This window comes from Candidatus Poriferisodalis sp., from assembly GCF_965198245.1.
Lineage (GTDB): Bacteria > Actinomycetota > Acidimicrobiia > Acidimicrobiales > Poriferisodalaceae > Poriferisodalis.
The window spans coordinates 3,040,001-3,066,020 of record NZ_OZ240249.1 but is presented as its reverse complement, the minus strand read 5'-3'; the positions used below and the strand labels follow the sequence as shown (position 1 = coordinate 3,066,020).

Sequence of the window (26,020 nt, the reverse complement as noted above, 5' to 3'; positions counted from 1 at the left end):
TGCGAGGTGCAGTCGGAGAGGAACGGACTCAGCGCCGCAGACCACGCTTGGCCGACTCCCTGGCCATGCCGACCACCTCGTAGGAAATCGCAGCAGGGCCGCCGAACACCGTCAGCGTTAGGTCGGTGTGATCGAGGCGGTGCCATGCCAAGAAGTTGTCGACGAGGTGCGGTACCTCGTTGGGCTTCACGAGGATGGTGGCGCCGTCCAAGCGGGCGATGAGCGGGCCGCCTGACAGACCGTCTGCGTACACCAGACCGGTGGCGAGAGCGACGCGGTTGTTGTCGAGGCACGTGCCCGCGCCGTTGACACCAGACCGGAGTGCGAATCGAGCCATGCGTACTGAGGTGTCATAACGATCGACACCGCCGACGCGGACGACGGTAAGACCAAGATTGGTCAGCTCGTTGACGACGTCTTCAGAAACGGCGCCCGGCCCGCCGGCCACAATGATCTGCTCGATGCTGCCGTCAGCGAGCGCAGCGGTGAAGAATGCGCGCACGCTGTCGGGCAGTCCGTCGGTGTGGGTCAGCAGGAGCGGATGCGGCCCTGTGGCTGCGATGGGCGCGAGCGCAAGCGCATCCGCGAAGTCCCTGCCGGTCGCCAGCAGGGCGGTGCGAAGCGAAGACCCGCAGAATTGCGCGGCGCCGCCTGAGGTAGCGATCACTTCCGCGGCGATTTCGACGGAGGTCTCGTAGCGATCAGCGCCGCCGAAGCGGATCACGCTGACCACCGACGGCAACGCGGCAATCGCAGCCTCGACGTCGGTCGACACGGCCGCGGGCCCGCCGACGATGTACACATGCGCTATCTCGAACTCAACCAGGAATTCCTTGGTGAGCTCGGGCAGCTCGTGTGGCTCGGTGAGCAGCAGCGGGGCATTCTTCGATCCGGCGAGCGCTGGGCTGGAGAGCACGATCGAGCTGAGCGGTGTGCTAGTCAGCGCCGATGCAGTCAGCGCATCGGGGAAGGCACGACCCGAAGCGATGATGACAGTGGTGATCTTGCGCTCGTTGACGGGCAGCGACTTGTCACGCGCTATCTCGCGGGCGTACCGCTCAGCGATGAGCTGGGCTGTTTCGAAGCGGTCGATGCCACCGATGCGCTCGACGCGTATGCCCGGGTTACCTTCGCCGCTGTCACTGTCGTCAGAGGCGGAGAATCTGTCGCCACCGTCGTCGCCTCCGTTGTTCCCGTTCCCGGGCGGGTTCGTCGTGCGAGGCCCACCGTCGACCTTGTGCCCGATGTTGTCCGGCATTCCCTCGTGATCACGGTCGGCGGGATTGTCGACGAGGTCCGTGATGGTCCCGGACAGCTTGTTCGCTGCGATGCTGACGCCATTGTCGTCCAAGTCGCCGGGTTGGACCGTGTAGCTGAACGTCAGGGTGGTGGCGCCGACGGCGGGATCGATGTTCGAGGGGCCGGCCAAGCGGGCCTGCTTCGGCGACGTGCCGATGGTGAGCGTGACCAGTGGTGTGCCACTGACCAGCACGGGCTCGTCGAAGTCGATGCTGACTTCAATCGTGTCGCCCTTGCCGTAGGTGTCGTCACTGTTGGGCGGCGGTGTGCTGGTGATACGGGGACTGCCGCTGTTGACGCTTGGCGCCACGCCATCGACTTGGTGGGCCGATTGGTGGGTGAGTTCCGGCACGGTGAGGACGGCTTCCTTGCCACCCGTCTCCGCAACAATGTTGCCGCCGTTCTTGTTGATGCTCACGGCGTTCACGCTGACGCCGTCACCGTCCATCACGTCCGCCGGGCCTGCATCGGTGTCCCCGACGGTGTATTGGAATCGAATCTTGTCCGTCCTGGAGCCCGAGAGATACCTGGCCTCGACAGTCTCGGTGCCGACTACCAACGACAAGTACGGCCGGCCGCTGACGGTGACATCCTCGCTGAACATCACTTCCAGGACGATGTGCTCGCCCTTGCTGTAGGTATCGAGCTTGTCTGGGCTGCTGGTGATCGTGGGGGCTTGCATGACCCACGGGCCGCGTGGCTGCAGGCTGCCATTCACCTTGTGATTGGCATCGTCAGGCACCGCGGTGTGATCGAGTTCTGCGATGTTGCCCGGCAGGTCGGTGATGGTGCCGCCGTCCAGGAAGAGGCTGTTCTGAGTGATGCCGACGCCATCACTGTCCATGTCGGCGGCGACGACGCGATACGTAAATACCAAGGCACTCGTGCCGGAGCCGGACTGGTAGGACGCGTTTTGGTCCCCGCTGGCGATGTCGAGGGTGATCTTCGGCGTGCCGCTGACGATGACCTTCTCGTCAAACGTGACGGTGACCATGATCGCGTCGCCGAGGTGATACGTCTGATCGCCGCCGGGGGAGGGCGAGGTGATGGCGACGCTGAAAACGGTTGGGGCCGTCGTCTCGACCTCATGGCCGCTCGCGTTCGTGATGCCGCGGTGCTCCAGCTTGCTCTGCGCATTCACCTCTGGCCCATTGCCCACCAGGTCAGTGATGCTGCCACTCAAGGTGTCTGCGACGATGCTGATGCCGTCAGTGTCTTCGTCGCCGCCGATGACGGTGTACTCGAAGGTCGCGGTCTCGACACCGACCTCGCTGTTGTAACCCTGCGGAGCCACCCACAAAGCAGCGGGTGTGTCCGTTCCGATGCTCAGGGGGATGTTTGCCGACGTGATGTGCGCCGGTTCATTGAATGTGACGGTGACGACGATCTTCGAGTCCTCGCCGTACGCGTCGTTGTTGTGCGGCGAGCCACTGTTGGGCGGCGAACTGGTGATCGTGGGACCGCTCGTGATGTACGGCTGCACGCCGTCCACCTTTTGGTTGTCTGGGTCGTCGTCAAGGCCTATGTGGGTGATGATCGCAGGGTTGTCTTGTGGGTCGGCAAGAGTCGCGTCCCTCAGTTGAATTGCGTTGGAGGGGATGCCGATGCCGTCCGTGTCCAGATCGTCGTTCTCGACCGCGTACTCGAAGACCATGGTGTTGTCGCCGTCGAGCCTGATGTAGTCGGCGTACTCGGTGCCCGAGCGCATCCGCAGGGCGATGCGCGGATCATCATCCAACTCGGCGTCGGTGTCGTCGAGCGTCACCTCGATTGGGTCGTCGAATGTCACCTCGACCGTGATGATGTCCCCGAGCTTGTAGTAGGTGTTGTTGAGCTGCGGGGCAGTAGAAGTGATCTCGACCTTGCTGACGCGCGGCGGCTGCGCGTCCACCTTGTGGCCGCCGTCGTCACCGAGTGCGCTGTGACCCAAGTCAGCCGGATTGCCCGTTCGGTCCTTGATGGTGCCGGAGATTGCGGTGGTTTCACCGGCACCGGTATCCAGATCAACGCTGATGCCGTCGTTGTCATCGTCGTTGGAGCCGACGGTGTAGCTGAACGTCAATGTGCAGGTGTTGGTGGTATCGGCATCGGTGCATTCAGGGGACGATTCCTTGTACCGGGCGTTGCGGTTATTGCCCGCTGGATTGACTTGGTCGTCGCCGATCTGGAACCGCAACAGCGGCGTGCCTGAGCGCTCCACGTCTTCGCTGAAGTCGACTTCGAAGGTGATTTCGTCGCCATCGCCGTAGGTGTCGTTGTTGTCTGGGGGGCCGCTGTTCGGCGGATCGCTCGAGATACGCGGCCCGCCGGTGATTTCGGGCACCACCGAGTCGACGTTCGGGCCGTCGGCGTCGCCGATGGCATCGTGCTGTCGCAGGGTCTCGTTGCCCGCGGTGTCGGTGATGACACCGCCGCTGAGCTCGATGTCGCCCGCGTCAATGCTGACACCGTCACTGTCGGTGAGTCCGGATTCGACCTGGTACCTGAATACCAGCCGGTTGCCGCTGCCGGAGCCGCTGTGGTAGGTCGCGTCCTTGGGAGCGCCACCGACGTCTAGTTCGATCGATGGTGTCCCGTTTGTCGTGTCAACCCAGATGGCGCGGTCCCGGGTCGATCCCGTCAGCGGGACGTCGCCGTCATCGTTGGAGTCGTTTGCGTCGTCATCTGTGTCGAAGGTGACGGCGACGCAGATGTACTCGCCGACAAGCAACGTGGATGCGTCGCAGTCCGATCCGCTCGTGACGAACGCGATGGCGTCCACGGACGGCGCAATCGTCTCGACCCGATGCCCCGATTGGGTCCGCAGCTCGTGCTCGTCGAAGTCTCGGTCGGCCGGGATCGGATTCTGACTGGTGCTCTGGATGGTGCCGCCGCTGATGCCGCCTGCTGGCACTCGCACGCCGTCCGGGTCGGCGTCTGGAGCGACGACGATGTAACCGAAGACGATGGTCCGGGGGTTGTTGTCTTCGCCGCTCGCCTGCTGGTCGTAGTCGGCAGTCCTGTGGTCCGGCTGAGTACTCGAGCCGAAGTCGATCTCGAGCGACGGGCTGCCCGTGACCGCCACCGGGTCGTCGTACGTCACCGTGATGTCGATGTGGGAGCCGACGCCATAGTAATTCCCGTTGTTCGGCGGATCGCTGGTGATGCTGAGGCCCGTGATGGTCGGCGCCATGGCATCGACCTTGTGCCCCCCCTGCGTTCCGAGCGCGCTGTGATCCAGTGATGCATCTTCTCCGTCGTCGTCGGCCACGATCGTGCCGTTGGTGTTGTCATTCGACTTCAAGCTGTTCATGTCGATGCTGATGCCGTTTCCATCGAGATCGCCGGCCTCGACGGCGTAGTGGAAGATCAGCAGCTTCGAGTCGTCGCCCGAGTCGTAGGCGGCGTCCGTGGGTCCACTTTGGAGGTTGAGGGTCAGTTTCGGCGTTCCAGTCACCCGTACGGCCTGGTTGAACGTCACCTTGACTTTGATGGTCTCGCCGAAGCCGTAGGTGTCAGGGGGGTCGCTGCCGCCGGACAACGGCATGCTCGTGACCTCGAGCGCCTGGATGATGGGCGGGCCTGCAACAGCCTTGCCATCGACCCGTTGGTACTTCAGCGGTTTCTCGAAGACATCGGAGTAGTGGGTGTAGAGCGTTCCGCCGTCGGCGGCTCGGAAGATGTTCTGGTTGGACTCGTCGATCGGCTTGCCGCCGTCGTAGCTGAAACGGCCAGAGGGCACGATGATGCCATCGCGGTCCTTGTCATCGTTCGTGACTTGGTAGTAAAAGAGCAGCCGCGTGTGCCCCGAACCTGAGAGGTACTTGGCGTACTTCAACGTGGGACTGGCCCGATTCCGATCTTGGAGGTTGTCAAGGCAGCCGAGCTCTACAAGACCGGTGTCGTAGGTATCCAAGTCAGTGCCGCTCAATTGATCGCGGTGCCTGAAGTCGTCCTTGTGACAGTTGAAAATCTGGATCGGCAATTCGAGCCGGGTGTCGTCGACGAACACGGCCTCGTTGAAGTCGGCCCGCACCACCACGTATTCGCCCTCATGGAGAGTTGTGCCTGTGGCGGGCTCGCTGACGACACGGGTGGCGTAGCTCGAGACGAAGGCCGGGTTGGACGGGTCCTGCAATTCCTGCGACGTGAGCGGGCCGCGACTGCCATCGATGAGGTGCTTGGCCACTGTGGGGTCGCCGCCGTCGACTTTGCCATCCATATTCCGGTCGACCGCACGTAGATCAGCCTGCGCCTCAAGTTCATCGTGGTGGAGCGTGGCTCGCACTCCGTTGTCCATGGCGCGGATGGTGCCGCCGCTCAGGCTGCCCCAAGCGACGCTGATGCCTTCAATGTCGTCAGGGTCAGTGGTTGACGTCGAATCACTGGCCGTGACTGTGTAAGCGAAGAGCACTCGAGTCATGCTGGAGCGCCGCCGCGGGTCGTTGTTCGGCGGGTCGTTGCTCAGCGGGACGTTGTTGCTGTCAGCACAGTTTGTGTCTCTGTGACCGGTGCATACGAATCTGGCTTCCTTGTTCGACCCGCCCACGTCGAGCGTGAGTGTCGGCGTGCCGGTCACGGTGACCGGCTCGCTGTACTCGATCCGGACCCAGATCTCCTCGCCTTCGTAGTAGGTGTCGCCGTCGAGCGGCTCGCTCATGATCTTTGGCCTGCTGACGATCGTCGGCGAGCCCGTCGACCGAGGATGGAACACCGCTGGGTGTTCCAGGCTTGCGCCGCCGCACGGGCCGCTGATGTACTGATGCGGCACCCCACGGCCCACGGTGTTGATACCGCTGACACCGCCGAACGTGCGCGCGTAGTCGTTGGCCCTGACCGAGTTCTCGGGGATCCAAAGGTCTCCGGTGTTCTGGTGCGTGTCACTCGATTGCACCGTGTATTCGAAGGTCAGCCGGTTCGTGCCTTCGCCCTCTGTCGGCGTCGCCACTGCCTTCCTCAGGTTGGCTGGAGCGTTCCCTCCGAGCATGAAGTCGACCGACAACGGATCCGCATCTGGATTGAGGTCCGTTCGAACGTCGAATCTGACGTTCAGACTGAGTTCTACCACGATGCTGATCGTCTCGCCGGTCGTGTAACGGTTGTCCGAACCCGGGTCCGACACGAATCGGACGCCCCTGCCGACGATGTGGGCGTCTGTCGGGCGTCCGACCATCGCGTTCAGCTGGGAGCATGTGGCGTCGAGCGGTACTACTTGTGCCGCCGCGGGCTCGGTCGCCGGGGGCGACACCACGGCGAGGGACGCCGCCGCAATGACGACGGTTGCAACCGCACCTGAACGACGGAACCGTCGGCGGCTCGCGTCGCGGCGAAGCACTGCGACGCGAGTTCCGAGACCGTGGCGGTGGCGCCGGCTCAGCACGCGAAGGATGGGCAACGACTACTCCGGGAACTGTCTGCGTGAGCGGGCGCGCTCACGGCGTTAGCGGCGCGCCACAGAAACCTGCCGACAACGAACCGCGTGGGTACAACTCTGAGCCCGCCGAAGTGGCGGGGCATCTGTGCGGTCGCCTCGGGCAACGGAGCCTCCTGAGGTCAGCAATGCGTGCCGTCGCCGACGGCGTCCGAACAGCAATAAATACCGCATTTCGGAGCCGAATTGGTGGACCCTTTACATCGAAATTCCAGATAATTAGAGCTATTGCCTCTTACGGGTTCGACGCATTCGGAGTAGGCGTCCTACAGTCGCGTTGTGGCAGGCAAAGCAGTGGAACCCGAACAGATCCCGCTCGAAGAACTTGACGCTGCGTACGCCGCGATCATGCGCGAGATCGTGGCCAGCGGCGTGGCCCCGCACTACGCCGAACTTGCCCGGACATTGGGCGTCGAGCCGATGCGTACAAAGGCCGTGATCGCCCGGATCATCGACCTCACACCGGGCTGGATGCATCCCGGCACCGACTGGATCGCGTCGTTCCCGCCGTTCAACAACCAGCCCACCCAATATCGAGTGAGCGTCGACGGCGAGCAACGATGGTTTGCCCAGTGCGGCTTCGAGGCATTGGCATGCCGCTGGCTGTTCGGTGGCCGCACCGTGAGGGTGGATGCGCCATGCCTGCTGGGTGGCGAGCCGCTGCGTATCGAGATGCAAGACGAAGAGATCCTCTCGATCGATCCGCCGACGATGGTCGGCTACACCCGCAGCCCTGTCGGGGGAGACGCCGCCAACCGGCCGTTCCGCTGAGCGGGCATGAACCTCTTCCGGTCGGAAGAGCACGCCCGCAGTTGGGAGGAGTTCGATCCCCGGATGGCGGCCATGCTGCGGCCGGTGGAATGGTGGGCCGAGACGTTCGCTGCGCCGATGTTCCGTGCTCGCGCCCGCAGCGACTTCATCTCGTGGATGTCAGGTCCCGACGGCGCAGGAGCATTCGCCGAGCTGCGCGCCAGGCTCACGCCGCCTCGACCCGACGTGCGGGCCACGACAGCGGCGGCGACCGCGCTCAGCAAGGTCGACATCAGCGTGGTCGAAGGGGCCTCGGCCGACGACCGCAGCGTCGAGCACAACCTGATGGGCACATGGCCCGCCGCAGTGCCGACCGAGATTGCCCGCCACTGGCGCAACACCGCCAGGGCGATGATTGTGGCCATACCCGCCGACCCGCTGCCAGGTGCGGACCCGCAATTGTGGACCGAAACCCGAAGATCGGCGGTACGCGACGTCCAGGCTGCCACCGGCTGGATCGCTCGGGCCGATGTGGGTGTCGGCGACGTGCGGCTCACCGAGCGGCTGGGACAGATGGGCTGGCGGGGCGAGGTGGCCGATCAGCCCGCCTGGACTGCCATGGAGCAGTCCGCCCGGGCGATCCTCAAGTGCCGAGCGCTGTCGCTGCTGGGCTGAGCGACGCCGCCGGCCGCCCCTTGGCCTCGCTGCCCCCGTCTAGCCCGCGAGCGTCAAGACAGCGTTGAACGTGGCCTGTGCGCCCGCGGTCGCGTGCTCGGGCAAGATCGACTCGGCCTCGTTGTGCGACAAGCCGTCGGCGCACGGGATGAACAGCATCCCGGTCGGGGCGACCTGTGACACGTAGCACGCGTCGTGGCCTGCCCCTGAGGTGATGTCGACCGGCTCGAAGCCGGCTGCGACCGCTCCCGAGCGCAGCGCCTCGAGGACAGCGTGGTCGAAGACGATCGGCGGCGAGCACCAGATCGGGGTGATCTGCGGGCGGGGGAGCGAACGCCCGCTGTGCTGGCTCACGCCGCTCGATGCGGCGCTGGACTCCTGAGGGCCGAAATTCGGACCGTCGGCGAATGCCAGCAGCTCATCATGCATTGCCTCTAGCTCGGCGGCGTCGGGATGACGCAGATCGACCGTGAGGTTCACCGAGCCCGCGACCGTGTTGCGCGAACCGGTGCCGACTGCGAGCGTGCCCACCGTGGCACGGCCCTGCGGCGCCCGACGGCCTGCGATCTCATCGGCCTCGCACACCAGCCGGGCCGCAGCCACCATCGCATCGCAACGGTGCTCCATCGGCGTGCTGCCTGCATGCGCCGATTGCCCCTCGATCGACACGTCGTACCAGCGGATGCCCTGCACCCCGGTCACCGCGCCGAGCGTCACGCCTGCAGCTTCCAGGATCGGGCCCTGCTCGATGTGAGGCTCGACGTAACAGCCGACGGGACGACGGCCGGCACCGTCGGGTGCGCCGCACGGCTCGTCGCCTGCGTAGCCGATGCGCGCCAGCTCGTCGCCGAGCGTGGTGCCGTCAACACCGGGCGCTGCAAGACCCTCGTCCAGGCTGAACGCGCCAGCAAACACTCCTGAGCCGATCATCGCCGGGGGAAAGCGCGCCCCTTCCTCGTTCGTCCACGACACGACTTCGACCGGCGCTGCAGTGCTCACGTCGCTGTCGTGCAGCACCCGCAGCACCTCGAGGCCGACCATCACGCCGTAGGCGCCGTCGTACTTGCCGCCGGTGGGTTGGCTGTCGAGGTGGCTGCCGATCACCACCGGTGCACGCTGCGCATCAGTGCCCTCACGGCGCGCGAACAGGTTGCCCATCTGGTCAACGTGGACAGTGCAGCCCAGCTCCTGCACCCAGGCCACGAACTGGTCACGCCCCGCCCGGTCCACGTCGGTGAGCGCCACACGGGCCACTCCGCCTGCAGGCGTTGCGCCGATCTCGGCCAACTCTGCAAGCGTCCTCCAAAGGCGCTCGCCGTCCACTGGGTACTGGCTCGAATTCACCGTGTCGCCTCCGTCGCTCGACCAACGGTTTGCCGCTGCTCAGACGAAGTGTCGCCGCGCCAACCGGCGGTCGCTCAGTTGAGCGGGCGAGCCGACGGCGGTATCGGACGCGGCAAGGCGGTATGGCCCATGAGAGATTCGTCCACCGCAGCCGCGCACGCCCGGCCCTCTGCAATGGCCCACACGATCAGGCTCTGGCCGCGGCCCATGTCGCCGCACACCCACACACCGTCGACGCTCGTGCGGTAATCGTCGTCTCGCGCAACGTTGGAGCGAGCATCGGTCTCGACGCCGAGCTGAGCCAGCAGGCCCTCCTGCTGCGGTCCCAGAAAGCCCATCGCCAGGAGCACGAGTTCGCATTCCAGCTCAAAGTCCGATCCTTCGACTTTGACGAATCGGCCGTCGGCGAACACCACTTCGTTTGCCCGGAGCGCTCGGACAGCGCCCGAGCCGTCCCCAAGGAACTTCTCGGTGTTCACCGAGTACACGCGGTCGCCGCCCTCCTCATGTGCCGACGACGTCCGGTAGACCATCGGATAGGTCGGCCAGGGATTGGCAGAGGACCGCTCGTCAGGCGGCCGCGGCAGAATCTCGAATTGATGCACCGACGCTGCACCCTGGCGGTGCGTGGTGCCCAAGCAGTCGGCGCCGGTGTCGCCGCCGCCGATGATCACCACCCGCTTGCCCTCGGCGCTGATCGGCACCTCGGCCGGATCAAGATCGCCTTCTTGGGCCTTGTTCGCCCACGGCAGGTACTCCATCGCCTGGTGGATGCCGTCGAGTTCGCGCCCCGGGATCGGCAGGTCACGCCACTGGGTGGCGCCGCCGGCGAGCACCAGCGCATCGAAGTCGGCTTGCAAGTCCGCCACCGGTATGTCCACGCCCACGTCCACGCCGGTTCGGAACTTCGTCCCCTCCGCGCTCATCTGGTCCAGCCGCCGCTCGATGTGGCGCTTCTCCATCTTGAACTCGGGAATCCCATACCGCAGGAGTCCGCCGAGCCGGTCGGCACGCTCGAACACCGTCACGTCGTGGCCGGCTCGGGTGAGCTGCTGCGCCGCAGCCAGCCCGGCGGGCCCGGAGCCGACGACGGCCACGCTTCGCGCCGTGCGCACCGCTGGCAACTCGGGACGGACCCAATCCATCTCGAACGCCTTGTCGATGATCGCGACCTCGACCTGCTTGATCGTGACCGGATCGGCGTTGATGCCCAGCACGCAGGCGCCCTCGCACGGGGCAGGGCACAACCGGCCGGTGAATTCGGGGAAGTTGTTGGTGGCATGCAGCCGCTCGATGGCGTCGTGCCAGCGGTCTCGATAGACGAGGTCATTCCAGTCCGGGATGATGTTGCCCAGCGGGCAGCCCGAGTTGCAGAACGGCACGCCGCAGTCCATGCAGCGGCTGGCTTGCGTGCGCAGATCCTCGTCGGCGAACGGCTCGTAGACCTCACGCCAGTCGCGCAGGCGCACCGGCACCGAGCGTCGCGTCGGCAGCTCCCGGTCGTGCCGCATGAATCCCCGGATATCACCCATGCGCAGCCCCTGTGCCGGCTTGCTGGCGGCTGCGCTGCGCCCGCGAGACGTCGTGCCTAGCCATGCGCAGCCGCCATGACGGCCTCATCGGGGTCTTGGCCGAGCTCGGCGGCTGCCGCCCGGGCCTCGAGCACCCGCCGGTAGTCCTTGGGCATGACCTTGCGGAAGCAGCGCACCTCGCTGTGCCAGCGCCCCAGGATGCGCTCGGCGGGCGTCGACTCGGTTTCTGCGAGGTGCTGGCGCAGCAGCGACCGCACTGTTTCCGCCTCGGCGTCGTCGAGCTGTGGTTCCAGCTCGACCATTTCGGTGTTCAGGTTCCGCCAGAACACATCATCGGGGTCGTACACGAACGCTGCGCCGCCTGACATGCCCGCGCCGAAGTTGCGACCGACCGTGCCCAACACCACCACGGTGCCCCCGGTCATGTACTCGCACGCGTGATCGCCGACGCCTTCGACGACGGCCGTGGCGCCCGAGTTGCGCACGCAAAAGCGCTCGCCGACAGTCCCACGTATGTAGGCCTCACCGCTGGTGGCCCCATACAGGATCACGTTCCCGGCGATGATGTTGTCCTCGGCCACGAAGTCCGGATTCGTCGCCCGCGGCGGCCGCACCACCAATCGTCCGCCCGACAGGCCCTTGCCCAAATAGTCGTTGGCGTCGCCGTACAACCGCATTGTCAGTCCGCTTGGCACGAATGCGCCGAAGCTTTGTCCGGCTGAGCCGTTGAACGTCAGGTCGATGGTGTCGTCGGGCAGTCCTGCGCCGCCGTGTGCAGCAGTGATGCGGTGGCCGAGCATGGTTCCGACCGTGCGGTTCACGTTGCTGATCGGCAACTCCGCCCGCACGAGTTCGCGCCGCTCCAGCGCAGGCGCAGCCAGCTCGATGAGCTGCTGGTCGAGCGCCCGTTCCAGACCGTGGTCTTGGCTCTGCGTGCAGTAACGGTCCTGCGGCCAGGGCGTCTGCGGCTCAACCAGGATCGGTGAGAGATCCAAGCCGCGCGCCTTCCAGTGCGCCACTGCTGCGGTGGTATCGAGGCGATCCACACGCCCGATGGCTTCAGGCAGCGAGCGGAACCCCAGCATCGCCAGGTACTCGCGGACCTCCTGAGCGATGTACTCGAAGAAGTTCACGACGAACTCGGGCCGACCCCCGAAGCGCTTGCGCAGTTCCCGGTTCTGCGTCGCGACGCCCACCGGGCAGGTGTCGAGGTGGCAGACCCGCATCATGATGCAGCCCGACACCACCAGCGGAGCAGTTGCGAAGCCGAACTCCTCGGCTCCCAGCATTGCTGCGACGATCACGTCGCGGCCGGTCTTGAGCTGCCCGTCGGTCTGCACGACGATGCGGTCGCGAAGGCCGTTCAGCAGCAACGTCTGTTGCGTCTCGGCGAGGCCCAGCTCCCATGGTGCGCCGGCGTGCTTCAGCGAGGTCAAGGGCGAGGCCCCGGTGCCGCCGTCGTGCCCTGAGATCAGCACGACATCGGCTTTGGCCTTGGACACGCCGGCAGCCACCGTGCCCACGCCCACCTCGGCCACGAGCTTCACGTGGACACGGGCTTGCGGGTTCGAGTTCTTCAGATCGTGAATGAGTTGCTTGAGATCCTCGATCGAGTAGATGTCGTGGTGCGGCGGCGGGCTGATGAGACCGACTCCCGGTGTGGAATGGCGGGTCCTCGCGATCCAGGGCCACACCTTGGGACCCGGCAGCTGCCCGCCCTCGCCGGGCTTTGCGCCCTGGGCCATCTTGATCTGCAGGTCGTCGGCATTGGTGAGGTACTCCGAGGTGACACCGAACCTCCCCGAGGCCACCTGCTTGATTGCAGAGCGCCGCAGGTCGCCGTTCGGATCGGGCACGTACCGCTCAGGGTCCTCGCCGCCCTCGCCGGTGTTGGACTTGCCCCCGATGCGGTTCATGGCGATGGCCAGGGTCTCGTGCGCCTCTGCCGAGATCGAGCCGTAGCTCATTGCCCCGGTCGAGAACCGCTTCACGATCTCGGTGACTGGCTCGACTTCGTCGATCGGTATCGGCCCGCCGGGTGCCGGGTGAAGCTCGAACAGACCTCGCAGCGTTGCCAACTCGGTGGACTGGTCGTCCACCAGCCTGGTGTATTCCTTGAAGACCTCGTAGCGGCCGGCGCGGGTGGAGTGCTGCAGCTTGTAGACGGTCTCAGGGTTGAACAGGTGGTATTCACCCTCGCGCCGCCATTGGTACTCGCCGCCGGCCCACAGGTCGCGGTGCGCCGCCTCAGTGGGATTGTCCAGATAGGCGAATCGATGGCGTTCGGCGACCTCACGGGCGAGCACGTCGAGGCCGACGCCGCCGAGCTTGGAGGTTGTCCCGGTGAAGAATCGGTCGATGAGGTCGACCCCCAGACCGACCGCCTCGAATACCTGCGCGCCCGTGTAGCTGGCCACCGTGGAGATGCCCATCTTCGACATCACCTTCAGCACGCCCTTGGTGCACGCCTTGACGTAGTTGCGTTTCGCGGTGCGCTCGTCGACCTCAGTTATGACGCCGTGGCGCACCATGTCGTCGATCGACTCGAAGGCGAGGTACGGGTTCACGGCGCTGGCGCCGTAGCCGAGCAGCAGCGCCATGTGGTGCACCTCGCGTGCATCGCCGCACTCGGTCACCAGCCCCACCATCGTGCGGGTCTTGTTGCGCACGAGATGGTGGTGCACTGCGCCCGTGAGCAGCAGCGAGGGGATGGGCGCGTACTCCGGGTCGCTGTAACGGTCTGACAGGACGATGATCTGTGCGCCGTCGGCGATGGCCTCGTCGACCCGTCGGCAGACATCGGTGATGGCGCGCTCCATGCCCCCGCCGCCTTCGGCCACGGGGTACAGGCCGTCCACTGCGAACGGCCGGAACTGCGGCGCTGCGCTGCTTGTCGCGGCGCCGTTCGATAGGGCTGTGCTTGTTGACGTCGCTGCATGCGGCGCTGTGCGCGAGTCCTCGTCGATGTAAAGGATCTTCGCCAGATCCTCATTCGACAGGATCGGGGAGGGCAGCACGATCTGCTTGCATGACTCCGGGCCGGGCATCAGCAGGTTCCCCTCGGGGCCGATCTTGGCCTTTGTCGAGGTGACCAGCTCCTCACGGATCGCATCAAGGGGCGGATTCGTGACCTGCGCAAAGAGCTGACTGAAGTAGTCGAAGAGCAGGCGCGGGCGCTTTGACAGCACCGCAATCGGGGTGTCGGTGCCCATCGAACCGATCGGCTCGATGCCGGTACGGGACATCGGCGCGACCAGGATCCGCAGCTCCTCGGTGGTGTAGCCGAACGTGCGCTGGCGCAGCGTCACGGAAGCGTGCTGGGGAGTGAGGTTGAAGCGAGGCGGCAGATCTTCGAGGTGCCCAAGCCCGTCAGCCAGCCAGTCGCCGTACGGCTCGGCAGTCACCAGGTCGCGTTTGATCTCGTCGTCGCCCACGATGCGGCTCTGGGAAGTGTCGACCAAGAACATGCGGCCTGGCTGGAGGCGGCCTTTCTGGATGATGCGCGTCTGATCAATGTCAGCAACGCCGACCTCCGACGCCATCACCACCAGGCCGTCGGAGGTCACCCAGTAACGGGAGGGTCGCAGGCCGTTGCGGTCGAGCACGGCTCCGACGACGGTCCCATCGGTGAAGGCGATGCTGGCAGGACCGTCCCACGGCTCCATCAGTGAAGCGTGGAATTCGTAGAAGTCGTGCTTGTCTTGGGGCATGCGGGCGTGGTTCTCCCACGCCTCGGGGATCATCATCAACACCGCATGCGGCAGTGTCCTGCCGCCGAGGTGCAGCAGCTCGAGGACCTCGTCGAAGCTGGCCGTGTCCGACGCACCCGGCGTGCAGATGGGGTAGGTGCGTTCGAGCAAGTTGGTGCCGTCTGCAGCGGTGAACAGCGGGCTCGACAGCGTGCCTTCGCGTGCCCGCATCCAGTTGCGGTTGCCCATCACGGTGTTGATCTCACCGTTGTGGGCGAGCATGCGGTACGGGTGTGCGAGCGGCCACGAGGGGAAGGTGTTGGTGCTGAATCGCGAGTGCAGCAGCGCGAGCGCTGATTCCATGCGGGGGTCGACCAGGTCGGGATAGAACTCCGCGAACTGGCTGCAGGTCAGCATCCCCTTGTAGACGAGCGTCCGGCACGACAGGGAGCCGAAGTACGGGGCAGGGTCGATCTCGTGCTCGGTGCGCTTGCGCGCGACATAGACCCGGCGCTCGAGGTCGAGTCCTTCGAGCCCTTCGCCCTCAGGTGCGGCCACGAACAGCATGCGGAAGGCCGGCATGGGATCGGTGGCGAACTTGCCGAGCGAGGAGGGATCGGTCGGGACGTCACGCCAACCGAGCACCTCGAGCCCTTCGTCGACCATGATCGCTTCGATGGCCTCAGCAGCTGTTTCGGGATCTTGGCGAGGCAGGAACGCCGTGCCGACGGCGTAGCGGCCCGCATGCGGTAGCTCGAAATCGCAGACCGCTCGCAGGAATTGATCGGGGACTTGAACGGTGATGCCGATGCCGTCGCCGACGTTGGCCTCCGCCCCGGTGGCGCTGCGATGGTCGAGGTTGACGAGGCACTGCAGGGCTTGATCGACGACGGCGCGGCTGGGAACGCCGGACATGTCGGCGACGAAGCCCACACCGCACGAGTCGTGCTCGTACGCGGGGTCATAGAGCCCTTGCGCGAGCGGGGGAGCGGTGTACGGGCCGGAGCGCACGGCAGGGCGGCCTTCGACGCCTGGCGCAGATTCGGCAGTCGGCATTGGCGACGTCCCAGTGAGATAACTGAAGTGGCGTACTGCCACTTCGCGGCCCCAGGGACGTCGTTGGCCCTGTGGGGAGCGAGTCTACCGACGCTTTACCGGACGGCGGCCCCGCACATGGTTGAATAAATTTGCAAATGCGTGAATAAACATCTGTGAGGCTGGTAAGGTGGTCTGCGAAGCGCGGCGTCGCACTTGGCGTGCCGCGACCGGACAGCACGAATTCCCAGCGAAACGGACCAAGAGATGGACTCGGCGGCGATGGACACAAACACGGGGTCACATGTGCGAGTCGGAATCGTGGGCGCCTCGGGCTTTACCGGGGCGGAACTGCTGCGACTGGCGGCCGCGCATCGGTCATTCGACGTAGTGGCAGTGGCCGGGGATACACAAGCAGGCGCTGCAGTGCGCGACCTGTACCCCAGCCTGGCGGCTCACTACGGCGACCTTCGTTACTGCGCCTACGACCCTGAGATCTTCGTCGGGCTCGACGCGGTCTTCTTGGGGTTGCCGCACATGGCCAGTGCACCGGTGGTTGCCGACCTGTATAAGCGCGTGGGCTGCGTGATCGACCTGGGTTCGGATTTCCGCCTGACCGATGCGGCGTTGTACCCGCAGTGGTACGGCGCCGAGCATCCGATGCCGGAACTGCTGAGCGAATTCCCCTACGGCCTCCCCGAGATCGACCGTGAGTCATTGCGCGGCGCATCGGGCATAGCGGTGCCCGGCTGCTACCCGACCGCGGCGGCGCTGGCGCTGGTCCCGTTCGCACGCGGCGGACACATCTCGACGAGCGGGGTCGTCGTCGATGCCGCATCGGGAGTCAGCGGCGCTGGCCGCGCTCCTCAGCCCAGCACGACGTTCTCGACCGTCGACGAGGACTTCGTGGCCTACGGCTTGCTGGATCACCGCCACACGCCCGAGATCGAGCAGGCAACCGGTTGCCAGGTGCTGTTTACGCCCCATCTGGCACCGATGGTGCGCGGCATTCTGGCCACGTGTTATGCGAGGCCCACCGAGGGCATGACCACCGACGACGCGCTCGGCGTTCTGGCTGAGTTCTACGCGGACGAACCCTTCGTGGTCGTGCATCGAGACGCCCCGCACACCAAGGCCACGCTCGGCGCGAATACCTGCCATCTCAGTGCCCGGGTGGATCCCCGCACCGGCTGGCTGGTCGTTCTGAGCGCAATCGACAACCTGGTGAAGGGCGCGTCGGGCGGGGCGGTGCAATGCGCAAACGTGGCGCTTGGCCTTCCCGAGACGGCCGGGCTGTCGACGACAGGGCTGATGCCATGAATGCTGCCGGCGACAATCATTCCGATCAGACTCAGGTCGCCGGCGGCGACGATCATTCCGATCAGTCACCCGACGCCGACGAAGAACATGCCAAGCAGGTCGAGCGGGCCGAGTTGCTCGTCGAGATGCTGCCGTATATCAGTCGTTGGAGGGGCAAGGTCGTTGTCGTCAAGCTCGGCGGCAACGCCATGGTCGACACGGCGCTGACCGACGGCTTTGCTGCCGACATCGTGCTGCTGCGCCAGATCGGCCTGGCACCGGTGGTCGTTCACGGCGGCGGGCCGCAGATCGGCGATCTCATGGCGCGCCTGGGCAAGACGTCAGAGTTCCGCGACGGGCTGAGGGTCACCGATGCGGAGACCCTCGACATTGCACGCATGGTGCTGGTGGGCAAAGTCAACCGCGACATCGTCGGTGCCATCAATGCGCACGGCCCCCTGGCAGTGGGCATCTCGGGCGAGGACGGCCGAGTCATCACCGCGACCGCTCGGAACCCCGATCTGGGCTTCGTAGGCGAGGTCACCGACGTGAACACCGACCTGCTCGAGCGTCTTCTCGCCGAAGGGCTGATCCCGGTCATCTCCACGATCGGGGCTGACGCCACGGGGCAGGCGTACAACATCAACGCGGACACCGTGGCCGGAGCCGTGGCGGCTGCTCTCGAAGCCGAGAAGGTCGTCTACCTCACCGATGTAGCGGGCTTGCTCGACGATGTCCAAGATCCGGACTCGCTGATCCGTCGCGCCACGGCCGACACGCTCGCTGCCCGTTTGGCCGGCGGGAAGATCGTCGGCGGGATGATCCCGAAGATCGAGGCCTGCATCAGCGCCGTGCGCAACGGCGTCAACAGCGCGCACCTGCTCGATGGCCGCGTTCCCCACGTGGTGCTCGTCGAGCTATTCACCGATGCCGGCGTCGGCACGATGATCACGCGCGACCGGCCGCACCTGGTGGCGAGCTGACCGACCGAATCATCGACCAGACCATCGACACAAGGGCCAGAACGACATGACACAGACCACGGCGGAGACATCTTCGAACGCTGCGCACGCCGCCGCCATGGGCGGCGCGGGGCTGGATTCCTGCCCGCTCATGCCGACTTATGGACCGCCGCCCGTCCAGTTCGTGCGGGGCAGCGGCTGCGAGCTCTTTGACCGCGACGGCAAGCGCTACCTGGACTTCTTGGCAGGGCTGGCCGTCACTTCGCTCGGCCACTCCCACCCGGCGGTCGCCGATGCGCTCAACGAGCAGGCGCGCACGCTGCTGCACGTGTCGAACCTCTTCGGCACCGAACCCCAGGTCGAAGTGGCTCAGACCATCGACCGGCTGCAGGGCGGCGGCGGACAGGTCTTCTTCTGCAACAGCGGCGCCGAGTCGCTCGAAGGGGCGATCAAGCTGGCGCGCAAGTACGGCGGGCGCGGGCGCCATGTTGTGGTGAGTGCGCTGAGGTCGTTTCACGGGCGAACCCTGGCGACTCTGCACGCCACCGGCCAGCCCGAAAAGCACGAGACGTTCCAGCCGCTGCCTGAGGGCTTCCGCCATGTGCCCTACAACGACGCGGAGGCTCTCGAGGCGGCCCTCGATCCGAGCTGTTGCGCGGTCCTGCTGGAAGTTGTCCAAGGCGAGGGCGGCGTGAACGTCGGCGACGGCGATTACCTGCGCCGCGTCCGGGAGATCTGCGACGAACGCGGCATGGCGCTGATCATCGACGAGGTACAGACCGGCTTGGCGCGCACGGGCAAGTGGTTCGCCTGGCACTACCACTTCGATCCGGCCGGCGGCCCGACTGGCGCGGCGCGCCCTGACATCGTCACGATGGCCAAGGCGCTGGGCAACGGCGTGCCGATCGGCGCTGTCTGGGCCCGCCGAGAGGTCGCCAGTGCCTTCCAGCCCGGCGACCACGCCACCACCTTCGGCGGCCAGCCACTGGCCGCGAGCGCTGCCCGAGCGGTTCTGCGCACGATGGAGGCGATCGACGCGCCTGGGTTGGCGGCAGCCCGCGGCGAGGAACTGGCCGGAAAGCTCATGGGCGTCCCGGGTGTCGTCGACACCCGTGGCCTGGGTCTGCTCATTGCCGCCGAACTCGACACCGACGCCATCGGCCGCAGCGGCCCCGAGATTGCAGCGGCGTGCCTGGAGGCCGGGCTCGTCGTCAATGGCATCTCGCCGACCGCAGTGCGGTTTGCGCCGCCGCTGGTGGTGTCGAGCGAGCAGATCGATGAATGCCTGGCGATCTTCGCGAACGTGCTCGGGGGCGGCTGATGAGGCACTTCTTGGCAGTCGACGATCTGTCTGCTGACGAACTGCGCTGGGTCCTCGATCTGTCGGCGCGCCCCGCCGCAGCTGTGCCTGCCGCACTGGAGGGCAGCGGGGTGGCACTGGTGTTCGAGAAGGCCTCGAACCGCACCCGCAATTCGATGGAGATGGCCGTGCGACAGCTCGGCGGGCACCCCGTCTACATCCGCCCCGAAGAGGTGGGCATGGACGTGCGCGAGACCGCCGAAGACATCGTCCGTACGTTGGCCTGCTATCACGCGATGATCGCTGCTCGCGTCTATCGGCACGGCCACCTTGAGCGGATGGCGGCCTGTGAGGTCGCGCCAGTCGTCAATCTGCTGTCCGATGATGCCCATCCCTGCCAAGCGCTTGCGGATCTGCTCACCATCTCGCAGTGCATCGGCTTGGATCGCACCGAGCGGGTGGCCTTCGTCGGCGATGCGAACAACGTGTGGCGATCGCTGGCCATCGGCTGCGCCCTGGCCGGCATTCCGAGCACGCTGGCTGTTCCGTCGGGCTACGGGCCGTCATCGGAGACGCTCGACCGTCTTGGGGCGCTGGGCGGTGAGTGCACGGTCACCGACGACCCGGCTGCAGCCGTCGTGGGCGCCGATGCGGTCTGCACGGACGTGTGGACGTCGATGGGCCAAGAGGATGAACAAGCCGAACGGCTCGTCGCATTCGGCGCGTACCAAGTCACCCCTGAACTCATGTCGCTGGCTGCCGACGATGCAATCTTCTTGCACTGCTTGCCGGCGCACCGGGGCGAGGAGGTGGCCGCCGAGGTCATCGACGGCCCGGCGAGCAGGGTCTGGCAGCAGGCCGAGAACCGGATGCATGCCGCACGGGGCCTGCTGGCCTTCCTGGCCGGACAGGCGGCGGCCCAAGGGGAGGCGTCGTGACCACCAAGGCGCAGCGACAGCACCTCATCCGCGAGCTGCTCGCCAGTCGCGAGATCGGCAGCCAGGCACAGCTGGTCGGATTGCTGGGAGAGCACTCAGTGGAGGTCACCCAGGCCACGGTCAGCCGCGACCTCGACGAGATGGGTGTGGCCAAGATGCGTACCGCAGGCCGCACGGTGTATGCAGTGCCAGAGGCCGATGCACCCGAGACCCTGCCCGAGAACACCCTGCGCCGGGTCTTCGGCGACTGGGTGCTCGACGTGCGTTGGTCGCAGAACATCGTCGTGCTGAGCACCCCACCGGGGTCTGCGCACGTGGTGGCCTCGGCCATCGACCGAAGCGACTTCGACGGCGTGATCGGCACCGTGGCTGGCGACGACACACTGCTCATCGTGGCCGTTGAGGAAATGGGCGGCGCAGCGGTCGCCGGCCGCTGCCGTGAACTCGCCGATTTGTGAGCCCCCCGATCATGTCTGCTGACGACACTGCCAAGGACCAACCGTCAGGACCCGGCCCGACCACGCTGTGGCACGGCCGGTTCGCCAACGCGCCCGCGGACGCGCTGGCGGCGCTGAACGACTCGCTTCCGTTCGACAAGCGAATGTTCGCCGAGGACATCGCAGCGTCGCGTGCCCACGTCTCGATGCTGGCTGATGTCGGCCTGCTCACTGACGACGAGCACGATGGCATAGTTGCCGCGCTCGAACAGGTCGAAGCCGAGATTGCCGAGGGCCACATGGTGTGGGCCCCGACCGACGAGGACATTCATACGGCGGTCGAGCGTCGAGCCACCGAGCTCTGCGAGGCCGCGGCAAAGATACACACCGGCCGCAGCCGCAACGATCAGGTCGCAACTGACCTGAGACTTTGGACCCGCGGCGCCATCGACGAGCTGACACCGTTGGTGCGGGGCTTGGCGAGCACACTGGCCGACCGGGCGCGCGAGGCGCACGATGCCGGCGTGCGGCTGCCCGGCTATACCCACTTGCAGCAGGCCCAGCCAGTTGGGCTCGCTCACCACCTGGCTGCGCACGCTTGGGCCATCCTGCGCGATGTCGAGCGGCTCGGCGAGGCCAGGATCCGAACCGACGTGTCGCCGCTCGGCGCAGGCGCGCTGGCCGGTTCGTCGCTGCCGCTGGACCCGGCCGCGACCGCGGCCGAGTTGGGATTTGCAGCAGTCTTCGAGAACTCGCTTGACGCAGTCAGCGACCGCGACTTCGTGGCCGACACGCTGTATGGCCTGGCAATGACCGGGGTGCACCTGTCGCGCCTCGGCGAGGAACTGGTGCTGTGGTCGAGCGCCGAATTCGGCTTTGTGACGCTTGACGACGCGTTCGCCACCGGCTCGTCGATGATGCCGCAGAAGAAGAACCCTGACGTCGCCGAGTTGGCACGTGGCAAATCGGGACGATTGATCGGTCACCTGACCGGGTTCTTGGCGACGCTCAAGGGTCTGCCGCTCGCCTACAACAAGGATCTTCAAGAAGACAAGGAGCCGCTGTTCGACGCAGTCGACACGGTGCGCCTCGTAACCTTGGCGCTCGACGGGCTGCTGAGCACGGCGAGCTTCAACGCCCCTGCGATGGCTGCAGGCGCTGATGACCCGTTCGTCGCAGCGACCGACCTGGCGGAGTGGCTGGTAGCCCGCGGCACACCCTTTCGGGAGGCACATGCCGTCATTGCTGCGCTCGTGCGCGAGGCGCTGTCAGACTCGGAGGCGTCTCCCAGCGCGGACCGGCTGACCGAACTCGTAGCTGCTCATCCGGACCTGGGACACGAGGCCGCGCAGCGGCTTGCGCCTGGGGCGGCACACCGCAGCCGCACATCCCCAGGCGCTGGCGGACCCGATTCCGTGGCCGTCCAATTGGACCGCCTCGACGCCGCCCTCGCGGCCGCCGGCGGCGCGCCGGGCGGATGCTGATGGAGTCGGCGGCCTCGCCGTTGCCGCCGGAGTTCTACGAGCGACCGGCACCCGAAGTCGCGCCAGATCTGGTCGGCAAGCTGCTCGTGCACAACGACGGATCGCTTCGCGCAGGCCGCATTGTGGAAGTGGAGGCCTATTGCGGCGATGGCGATCCTGCCGCCCACTCACGAAACGGGCCGACGGCGCGTAATGCCTCGATGTTCGGTCCGCCCGGGCGCCTGTACGTGTACCGGATCTACGGATTGCATTGGTGCGCGAACACGGTGTGCGCCCCGGCCGGAGTGGGTGACGCTGTGCTTCTGCGCGCACTTGAACCCCTGGGCGGTTGCGAGCTGATGACTGTTCGCCGGGGCGAATCCGGCAAGCGGATCGTCAGCCGTGACCTCTGTTCGGGTCCGGCGAAGCTGACCGAGGCGTTCGATATCGACGGCACTCACGACGGCTGCGACCTCACGACCGCCGATGGCCTGAGCATCCGCGACGACGGCTGGACGCCGGCCAACTTGCAGAGTGCGTGCCGTATCGGCATCAACCGTGGCACCGAGGTGCCATGGCGTTGGTTCGACGGCAGCAGCCCACACGTGAGCGTGCGATGACGGGGCGTTTCGTCCGGCGACCCGAGTACCCCGATGCAGCAGGCGACCTTGCAGCCGCGATTGCGGTGGTCGAATGCTTGGTCCCTCGCGACCGCACCCAGGCAATGCACCGCCGGCGCCTGCTCGACTTTGCCGCCCGTCATCGGGACGCGCTGCATCGCTCCTGCGCGCCAGGACACCTCACCGCGTCCGCCTGGGTGGTGAACCACGAGGCAACCCACGGCTTGGTGCTCTTGCACGCGAAGATCGGTCGCTGGCTGCAGCCTGGTGGTCACGCCGACGGCGAGTCCTCGTTGGCCTCCGTCGCACTGCGTGAGGCCACCGAGGAAACCGGCATCGAGGGCCTTGAGGTTTGGAGCGACCCCGTCGACATCGACGTGCACTTGTTCGTCAACCGCAAGCGCACTGAGCCCGATCACCTGCACTTCGACGTGCGGTTCCTTGTTTGCGCACCGCGAGGCGCGGTGGCACGGGGCAATCACGAGTCTGAGGGACTGCGCTGGATTACTGAGAGCCAGCTCGTCAATCCTGTGCTGAACCTCGACGCCAGCACCCGTCGGCTGGCCCGTTACGGCTTCGAACTGGCACGCGACGTGAGTTCTCGTAGCTGACCACCGCCACACGACCAGGGCCGCTCCTCAAGACGGACCGTGCCCTCAGGCATCTGCCGGAGCGTACGTTGAGAGCGTGCGCAGCGTCCTTCGGCTGGTCGAAGACACCGTCCTGTTCCTGTGCGGTCTGGTGGCGGGCTGGATCGCCATTACGTACCTGCCAGGGGCAGTGCTCGGAGCGGTTGCGGTGACCGTGGTGCTCGCGGCCGGTGGTCGGCTCCTGTTCAACGGCACCGTGTGGTCGGCGGGTGCAGGACTCGTCATTGCGGGCATCGCTGGCGCCGGGCTCTATGTGTCCGAAGCCGTCTCGACGCTCGGGGCTTGAGTGGCCTCTTCCACGGCCGGGTGCGCAAAACCTCCCCGGTAGCGTGACCGCGTGGACTTCGGCACGGTGCTGATCATCGTTGTTGCGGTGGCCGCAGTGATCATGATCCTGGGAATTGCAGATGTTCTGCGGCTGGGCAGGCAGCGATTCTCCGCAGCCGGCCGGCGCCGCATGGATTGGATCCTGCTCATCATCTTCATCGGTCCGCCTGCCGTCCTGCTGTACGCGGCCGCCGTCCGGCCGCAGGTGGCGCGTCCCGAGCGTTACGACGACGACACAGCCGACGCCCCCGGCAGCGCTGCGGTCGGTGGACACGCGTGATGAACGGCGGCGCGGACCTCGCCATAGAGGTCGCACAGCTCTATAAGCACTACGGCGATGTCGAGGCAGTGGCGGGCGTCGATCTGACGGTCGCGACCGGCGAGGTCTTGGCCTTCCTTGGGCCGAATGGGGCTGGCAAGACCACCACGGTCGAGATCCTGGAGGGCTTGCGCACCCGGACTTCGGGCGACGTGCAGGTGCTGGGCGTCGATCCGGCCGACGCCACCGCTGCGTGGCGCGAGCGCATCGGCGTCGTGCTGCAAGGCGCCCAGCACCCCGGCGACCTCACCGCGTCGGAAATCGTGACGATGTGGTCCGCGTACTACCGCTCGCCGCGCCCGACTGCTGAAGTGCTCGAGTGGGTCGGGCTCTCCGATGCTGCCCGGACTCGAACACGACGGCTGTCGGGCGGCCAGAAGCAGCGACTGGCCGTGGCCCTGGCACTGGTCGGCGATCCGGAGCTGGTCTTCCTGGACGAACCGACGACCGGCTTCGATCCTGCCGCTCGCCGTGAGGCTTGGAACACCATCGGCGGGTTGCGAACGCTGGGCGTGACCGTGTTGCTCACCACCCACTACATGGACGAGGCGGAACACCTCGCCGACCGGATCGTGGTGATCTCCCGAGGACGCGTCGTGGCAAACGGCACCGCATCCGACCTGGCTGCCCATGCCGCCATAGGGGCGCGCATCAGCTGGGATGCGGACGAACTGGCACCGAGCCGCCTGCCGGACAAGCTGCGTGAATTGCTGAACGGCGACGGCTCCTCGATGCCGCCGGGTGCTGCCGCCACAGGAGCAGCGGGCGGATTGCGCCACGAACTGGTCACCGCCGATGTGGGAGGCGTGGTGCGGGAGCTGCTGTCGGCGGCCGACGCGGCTGGGACGCGGCTGGACTCGCTGGCGGTCCGGCCGCCCACGTTGGAAGACACGTACCTGGCCCTAACTGGCTCAGACTCATGAGGGCCCTTCGACAGCTCCGCAGTGAGACCTCGTTCAACTTGCTGGGCTTCTGGCGCAGCCCCGCCGCCACGTTCTTCACGGTGGTGCTGCCGCTCGTGTTCCTGGTGATCTTCACGTCAATCTTCGGCAACGAGATCATGAGCTCTACCGGGGCACGCGTCGCAACGGTGTACGTCCCGGGAATCCTGGCGCTGGCGCTGGTCTCTGCGAACTTCATGAACGCGGCCATCGTCACGGTCATCAAGCGCGAGAACGGAGTGCTCAAGGCCATGCGGGCGACGCCGCTGCGGCCTTGGGTCTACGTGGGCGGGCAGGTCGGTTCGTCGCTGGTCCTGACGGCGCTGATGACCGTGCTGGTGATAGGCATCGGCTGGCTCGGCTACAGCGTCGAAATCCAGCTCGCCGCCCTGCCGAGCCTGTTCATCTCCCTGCTAGTAGGGGCGGCTGCGTTCTCGGCCCTGGGCTTGGCCATCACCTGCGTCTGCCCGAGCGAGCAGGCGGCGCCTGCGATCACCAACATGTGTGTGCTGCCGCTGTACTTCGTGTCCGACGTCTTCATTCCCTCGGACACAGCGCCGCGCTGGATGACTGTTATCGGCGACATCTTCCCGATCAAGCACCTCGCCCATGCGCTGGGGCGCACCTTTGACCCCTTCGGTGAGGGCGTGCCGATGCCGGCGTGGCGCTGGGTGATCATCGGTGCGTGGGGAGTGTTCGGCGTGCTGGTCACGGTGCGGGCCTTTCGTTGGACGCCTCGCAGTTAGCCAGACGTCGGGACCCCTCGGGCGCGTGCCAGTCGTGACTTCGCTGTGTCCTCATGGCGCGACCTGTCAGGCAGACTGGCGGCGTGGACGTCCTGGCTGACCTCGATGCGCGCGGTCTGATCCATCAGACGACCGACCGTCGGGCGCTCGCGCAGCGTTTGGAGTCCGGCCCGATCACTGTGTACTGCGGATTCGACCCCACCGCCGCCAGCCTCCATGTGGGCAATCTCATGGGACTGCTGACGCTGCGTCGGCTGCAACTGGGCGGGCACCGTCCGATAGCC

General features: G+C 66.3%; 19 protein-coding genes (1 of these 19 only partly in view). 15 read left to right on the top strand and 4 right to left on the bottom strand.

The window, feature by feature from the left end; genetic code table 11:
- Positions 1-28 precede the first annotated feature (28 nt).
- Entirely contained in the window at positions 29-6,673 is a 6,645-nt protein-coding gene (locus tag ACOCMM_RS13765) for a cell wall-binding repeat-containing protein (protein ID WP_419553705.1), read from the bottom strand.
- 315 nt (positions 6,674-6,988) lie between these two features.
- On the opposite strand from ACOCMM_RS13765, the gene merB reads away from it, so the two are divergent.
- Positions 6,989-7,480 carry an organomercurial lyase gene (gene merB / locus ACOCMM_RS13760; protein ID WP_419553704.1) on the top strand — a complete coding sequence of 164 codons (492 nt, stop codon included), beginning with the start codon at positions 6,989-6,991 and terminating at the stop codon, positions 7,478-7,480.
- A 6-nt stretch (positions 7,481-7,486) separates the two neighbouring features.
- A complete protein-coding gene (locus tag ACOCMM_RS13755) occupies positions 7,487-8,134 on the top strand; it encodes a hypothetical protein (protein WP_419553703.1) in 648 nt (215 codons plus the stop codon).
- A 39-nt stretch (positions 8,135-8,173) separates the two neighbouring features.
- On the opposite strand, the gene ACOCMM_RS13750 is transcribed toward ACOCMM_RS13755, so the two are convergent.
- The 3 genes from ACOCMM_RS13750 to gltB all read right to left on the bottom strand — a co-directional run bounded on the left by ACOCMM_RS13750 (position 8,174) and on the right by gltB (position 15,755).
- Positions 8,174-9,478 (bottom strand): M20 family metallo-hydrolase, encoded by a 1,305-nt coding sequence (locus ACOCMM_RS13750; protein ID WP_419553702.1) that lies wholly within the window; start codon positions 9,476-9,478, stop codon positions 8,174-8,176.
- A 74-nt stretch (positions 9,479-9,552) separates the two neighbouring features.
- On the bottom strand, positions 9,553-11,010 hold the full coding sequence (locus ACOCMM_RS13745; RefSeq protein WP_419553701.1) for a glutamate synthase subunit beta: 1,458 nt from the start codon (positions 11,008-11,010) through the stop codon (positions 9,553-9,555).
- A 56-nt stretch (positions 11,011-11,066) separates the two neighbouring features.
- Entirely contained in the window at positions 11,067-15,755 is a 4,689-nt protein-coding gene (gltB, locus tag ACOCMM_RS13740; RefSeq protein WP_419553700.1) for a glutamate synthase large subunit, read from the bottom strand.
- Between the two features lie 261 nt (positions 15,756-16,016).
- On the opposite strand from gltB, the gene argC reads away from it, so the two are divergent.
- From argC to tyrS, 13 genes are all read left to right on the top strand, one after another.
- On the top strand, positions 16,017-17,054 hold the full coding sequence (argC, locus tag ACOCMM_RS13735) for an N-acetyl-gamma-glutamyl-phosphate reductase (RefSeq protein ID WP_419553699.1): 1,038 nt from the start codon (positions 16,017-16,019) through the stop codon (positions 17,052-17,054).
- The gene (gene argB / locus ACOCMM_RS13730) at positions 17,051-18,016 is read left to right on the top strand and encodes an acetylglutamate kinase (protein ID WP_419553698.1); all 966 of its coding nucleotides are present in this window, start codon (positions 17,051-17,053) and stop codon (positions 18,014-18,016) included. The genes argC and argB overlap by 4 nt, the downstream gene beginning before the upstream one ends.
- Before the next feature lie 46 nt (positions 18,017-18,062).
- Positions 18,063-19,316, top strand: a complete 1,254-nt coding sequence (locus ACOCMM_RS13725; RefSeq protein ID WP_419553697.1) for an aspartate aminotransferase family protein — start codon at positions 18,063-18,065, stop codon at positions 19,314-19,316.
- Positions 19,316-20,233, top strand: a complete 918-nt coding sequence (argF, locus tag ACOCMM_RS13720; RefSeq protein ID WP_419553696.1) for an ornithine carbamoyltransferase — start codon at positions 19,316-19,318, stop codon at positions 20,231-20,233. Before ACOCMM_RS13725 ends, argF begins: the two co-directional genes overlap by 1 nt.
- The gene (gene argR / locus ACOCMM_RS13715; protein WP_419553695.1) at positions 20,230-20,691 is read left to right on the top strand and encodes an arginine repressor; all 462 of its coding nucleotides are present in this window, start codon (positions 20,230-20,232) and stop codon (positions 20,689-20,691) included. The genes argF and argR overlap by 4 nt, the downstream gene beginning before the upstream one ends.
- Positions 20,692-20,702: 11 nt before the next feature.
- Positions 20,703-22,154: an argininosuccinate lyase gene (gene argH, locus ACOCMM_RS13710; RefSeq protein ID WP_419553694.1), complete on the top strand. Its 1,452-nt coding sequence runs from the start codon at positions 20,703-20,705 to the stop codon at positions 22,152-22,154.
- Positions 22,154-22,753 (top strand): DNA-3-methyladenine glycosylase, encoded by a 600-nt coding sequence (locus ACOCMM_RS13705; protein ID WP_419553693.1) that lies wholly within the window; start codon positions 22,154-22,156, stop codon positions 22,751-22,753. Before argH ends, ACOCMM_RS13705 begins: the two co-directional genes overlap by 1 nt.
- Positions 22,750-23,364, top strand: a complete 615-nt coding sequence (locus ACOCMM_RS13700) for an NUDIX hydrolase (protein ID WP_419553692.1) — start codon at positions 22,750-22,752, stop codon at positions 23,362-23,364. The genes ACOCMM_RS13705 and ACOCMM_RS13700 overlap by 4 nt, the downstream gene beginning before the upstream one ends.
- A 76-nt stretch (positions 23,365-23,440) precedes the next feature.
- On the top strand, positions 23,441-23,689 hold the full coding sequence (locus ACOCMM_RS13695) for a hypothetical protein (RefSeq protein WP_419553691.1): 249 nt from the start codon (positions 23,441-23,443) through the stop codon (positions 23,687-23,689).
- A gap of 51 nt (positions 23,690-23,740) precedes the next feature.
- Positions 23,741-24,010 carry a hypothetical protein gene (locus tag ACOCMM_RS13690; protein WP_419553690.1) on the top strand — a complete coding sequence of 90 codons (270 nt, stop codon included), beginning with the start codon at positions 23,741-23,743 and terminating at the stop codon, positions 24,008-24,010.
- The gene (locus tag ACOCMM_RS13685; protein ID WP_419553689.1) at positions 24,010-24,972 is read left to right on the top strand and encodes an ABC transporter ATP-binding protein; all 963 of its coding nucleotides are present in this window, start codon (positions 24,010-24,012) and stop codon (positions 24,970-24,972) included. Before ACOCMM_RS13690 ends, ACOCMM_RS13685 begins: the two co-directional genes overlap by 1 nt.
- Positions 24,969-25,736 (top strand): ABC transporter permease, encoded by a 768-nt coding sequence (locus tag ACOCMM_RS13680; protein ID WP_419553688.1) that lies wholly within the window; start codon positions 24,969-24,971, stop codon positions 25,734-25,736. The genes ACOCMM_RS13685 and ACOCMM_RS13680 overlap by 4 nt, the downstream gene beginning before the upstream one ends.
- Positions 25,737-25,819: 83 nt before the next feature.
- Positions 25,820-26,020 carry the start of a tyrosine--tRNA ligase gene (gene tyrS, locus ACOCMM_RS13675; protein ID WP_419553687.1) on the top strand. The gene runs 1,071 nt beyond the window's last position, so only the first 201 of its 1,272 coding nucleotides appear in the window; it begins with the start codon at positions 25,820-25,822; its stop codon lies off the right edge, out of view.

Excerpts from the sequence above, each read along its gene's own strand:
- ACOCMM_RS13705 (WP_419553693.1), top strand. The coding sequence starts at position 22,154 with ATGGAGTCGGCGGCCTCGCCGTTGCCGCCGGAGTTCTACGAGCGACCG.
- ACOCMM_RS13745 (WP_419553701.1), bottom strand. The coding sequence starts at position 11,010 with ATGGGTGATATCCGGGGATTCATGCGGCACGACCGGGAGCTGCCGACG.
- argB (WP_419553698.1), top strand. The coding sequence starts at position 17,051 with ATGAATGCTGCCGGCGACAATCATTCCGATCAGACTCAGGTCGCCGGC.
- argH (WP_419553694.1), top strand. The coding sequence starts at position 20,703 with ATGTCTGCTGACGACACTGCCAAGGACCAACCGTCAGGACCCGGCCCG.
- ACOCMM_RS13755 (WP_419553703.1), top strand. The coding sequence starts at position 7,487 with ATGAACCTCTTCCGGTCGGAAGAGCACGCCCGCAGTTGGGAGGAGTTC.
- ACOCMM_RS13685 (WP_419553689.1), top strand. The coding sequence starts at position 24,010 with ATGAACGGCGGCGCGGACCTCGCCATAGAGGTCGCACAGCTCTATAAG.
- argC (WP_419553699.1), top strand. The coding sequence starts at position 16,017 with ATGGACACAAACACGGGGTCACATGTGCGAGTCGGAATCGTGGGCGCC.
- ACOCMM_RS13700 (WP_419553692.1), top strand. The coding sequence starts at position 22,750 with ATGACGGGGCGTTTCGTCCGGCGACCCGAGTACCCCGATGCAGCAGGC.
- ACOCMM_RS13725 (WP_419553697.1), top strand. The coding sequence starts at position 18,063 with ATGACACAGACCACGGCGGAGACATCTTCGAACGCTGCGCACGCCGCC.
- argF (WP_419553696.1), top strand. The coding sequence starts at position 19,316 with ATGAGGCACTTCTTGGCAGTCGACGATCTGTCTGCTGACGAACTGCGC.
- gltB (WP_419553700.1), bottom strand. The coding sequence starts at position 15,755 with ATGCCGACTGCCGAATCTGCGCCAGGCGTCGAAGGCCGCCCTGCCGTG.
- ACOCMM_RS13680 (WP_419553688.1), top strand. The coding sequence starts at position 24,969 with ATGAGGGCCCTTCGACAGCTCCGCAGTGAGACCTCGTTCAACTTGCTG.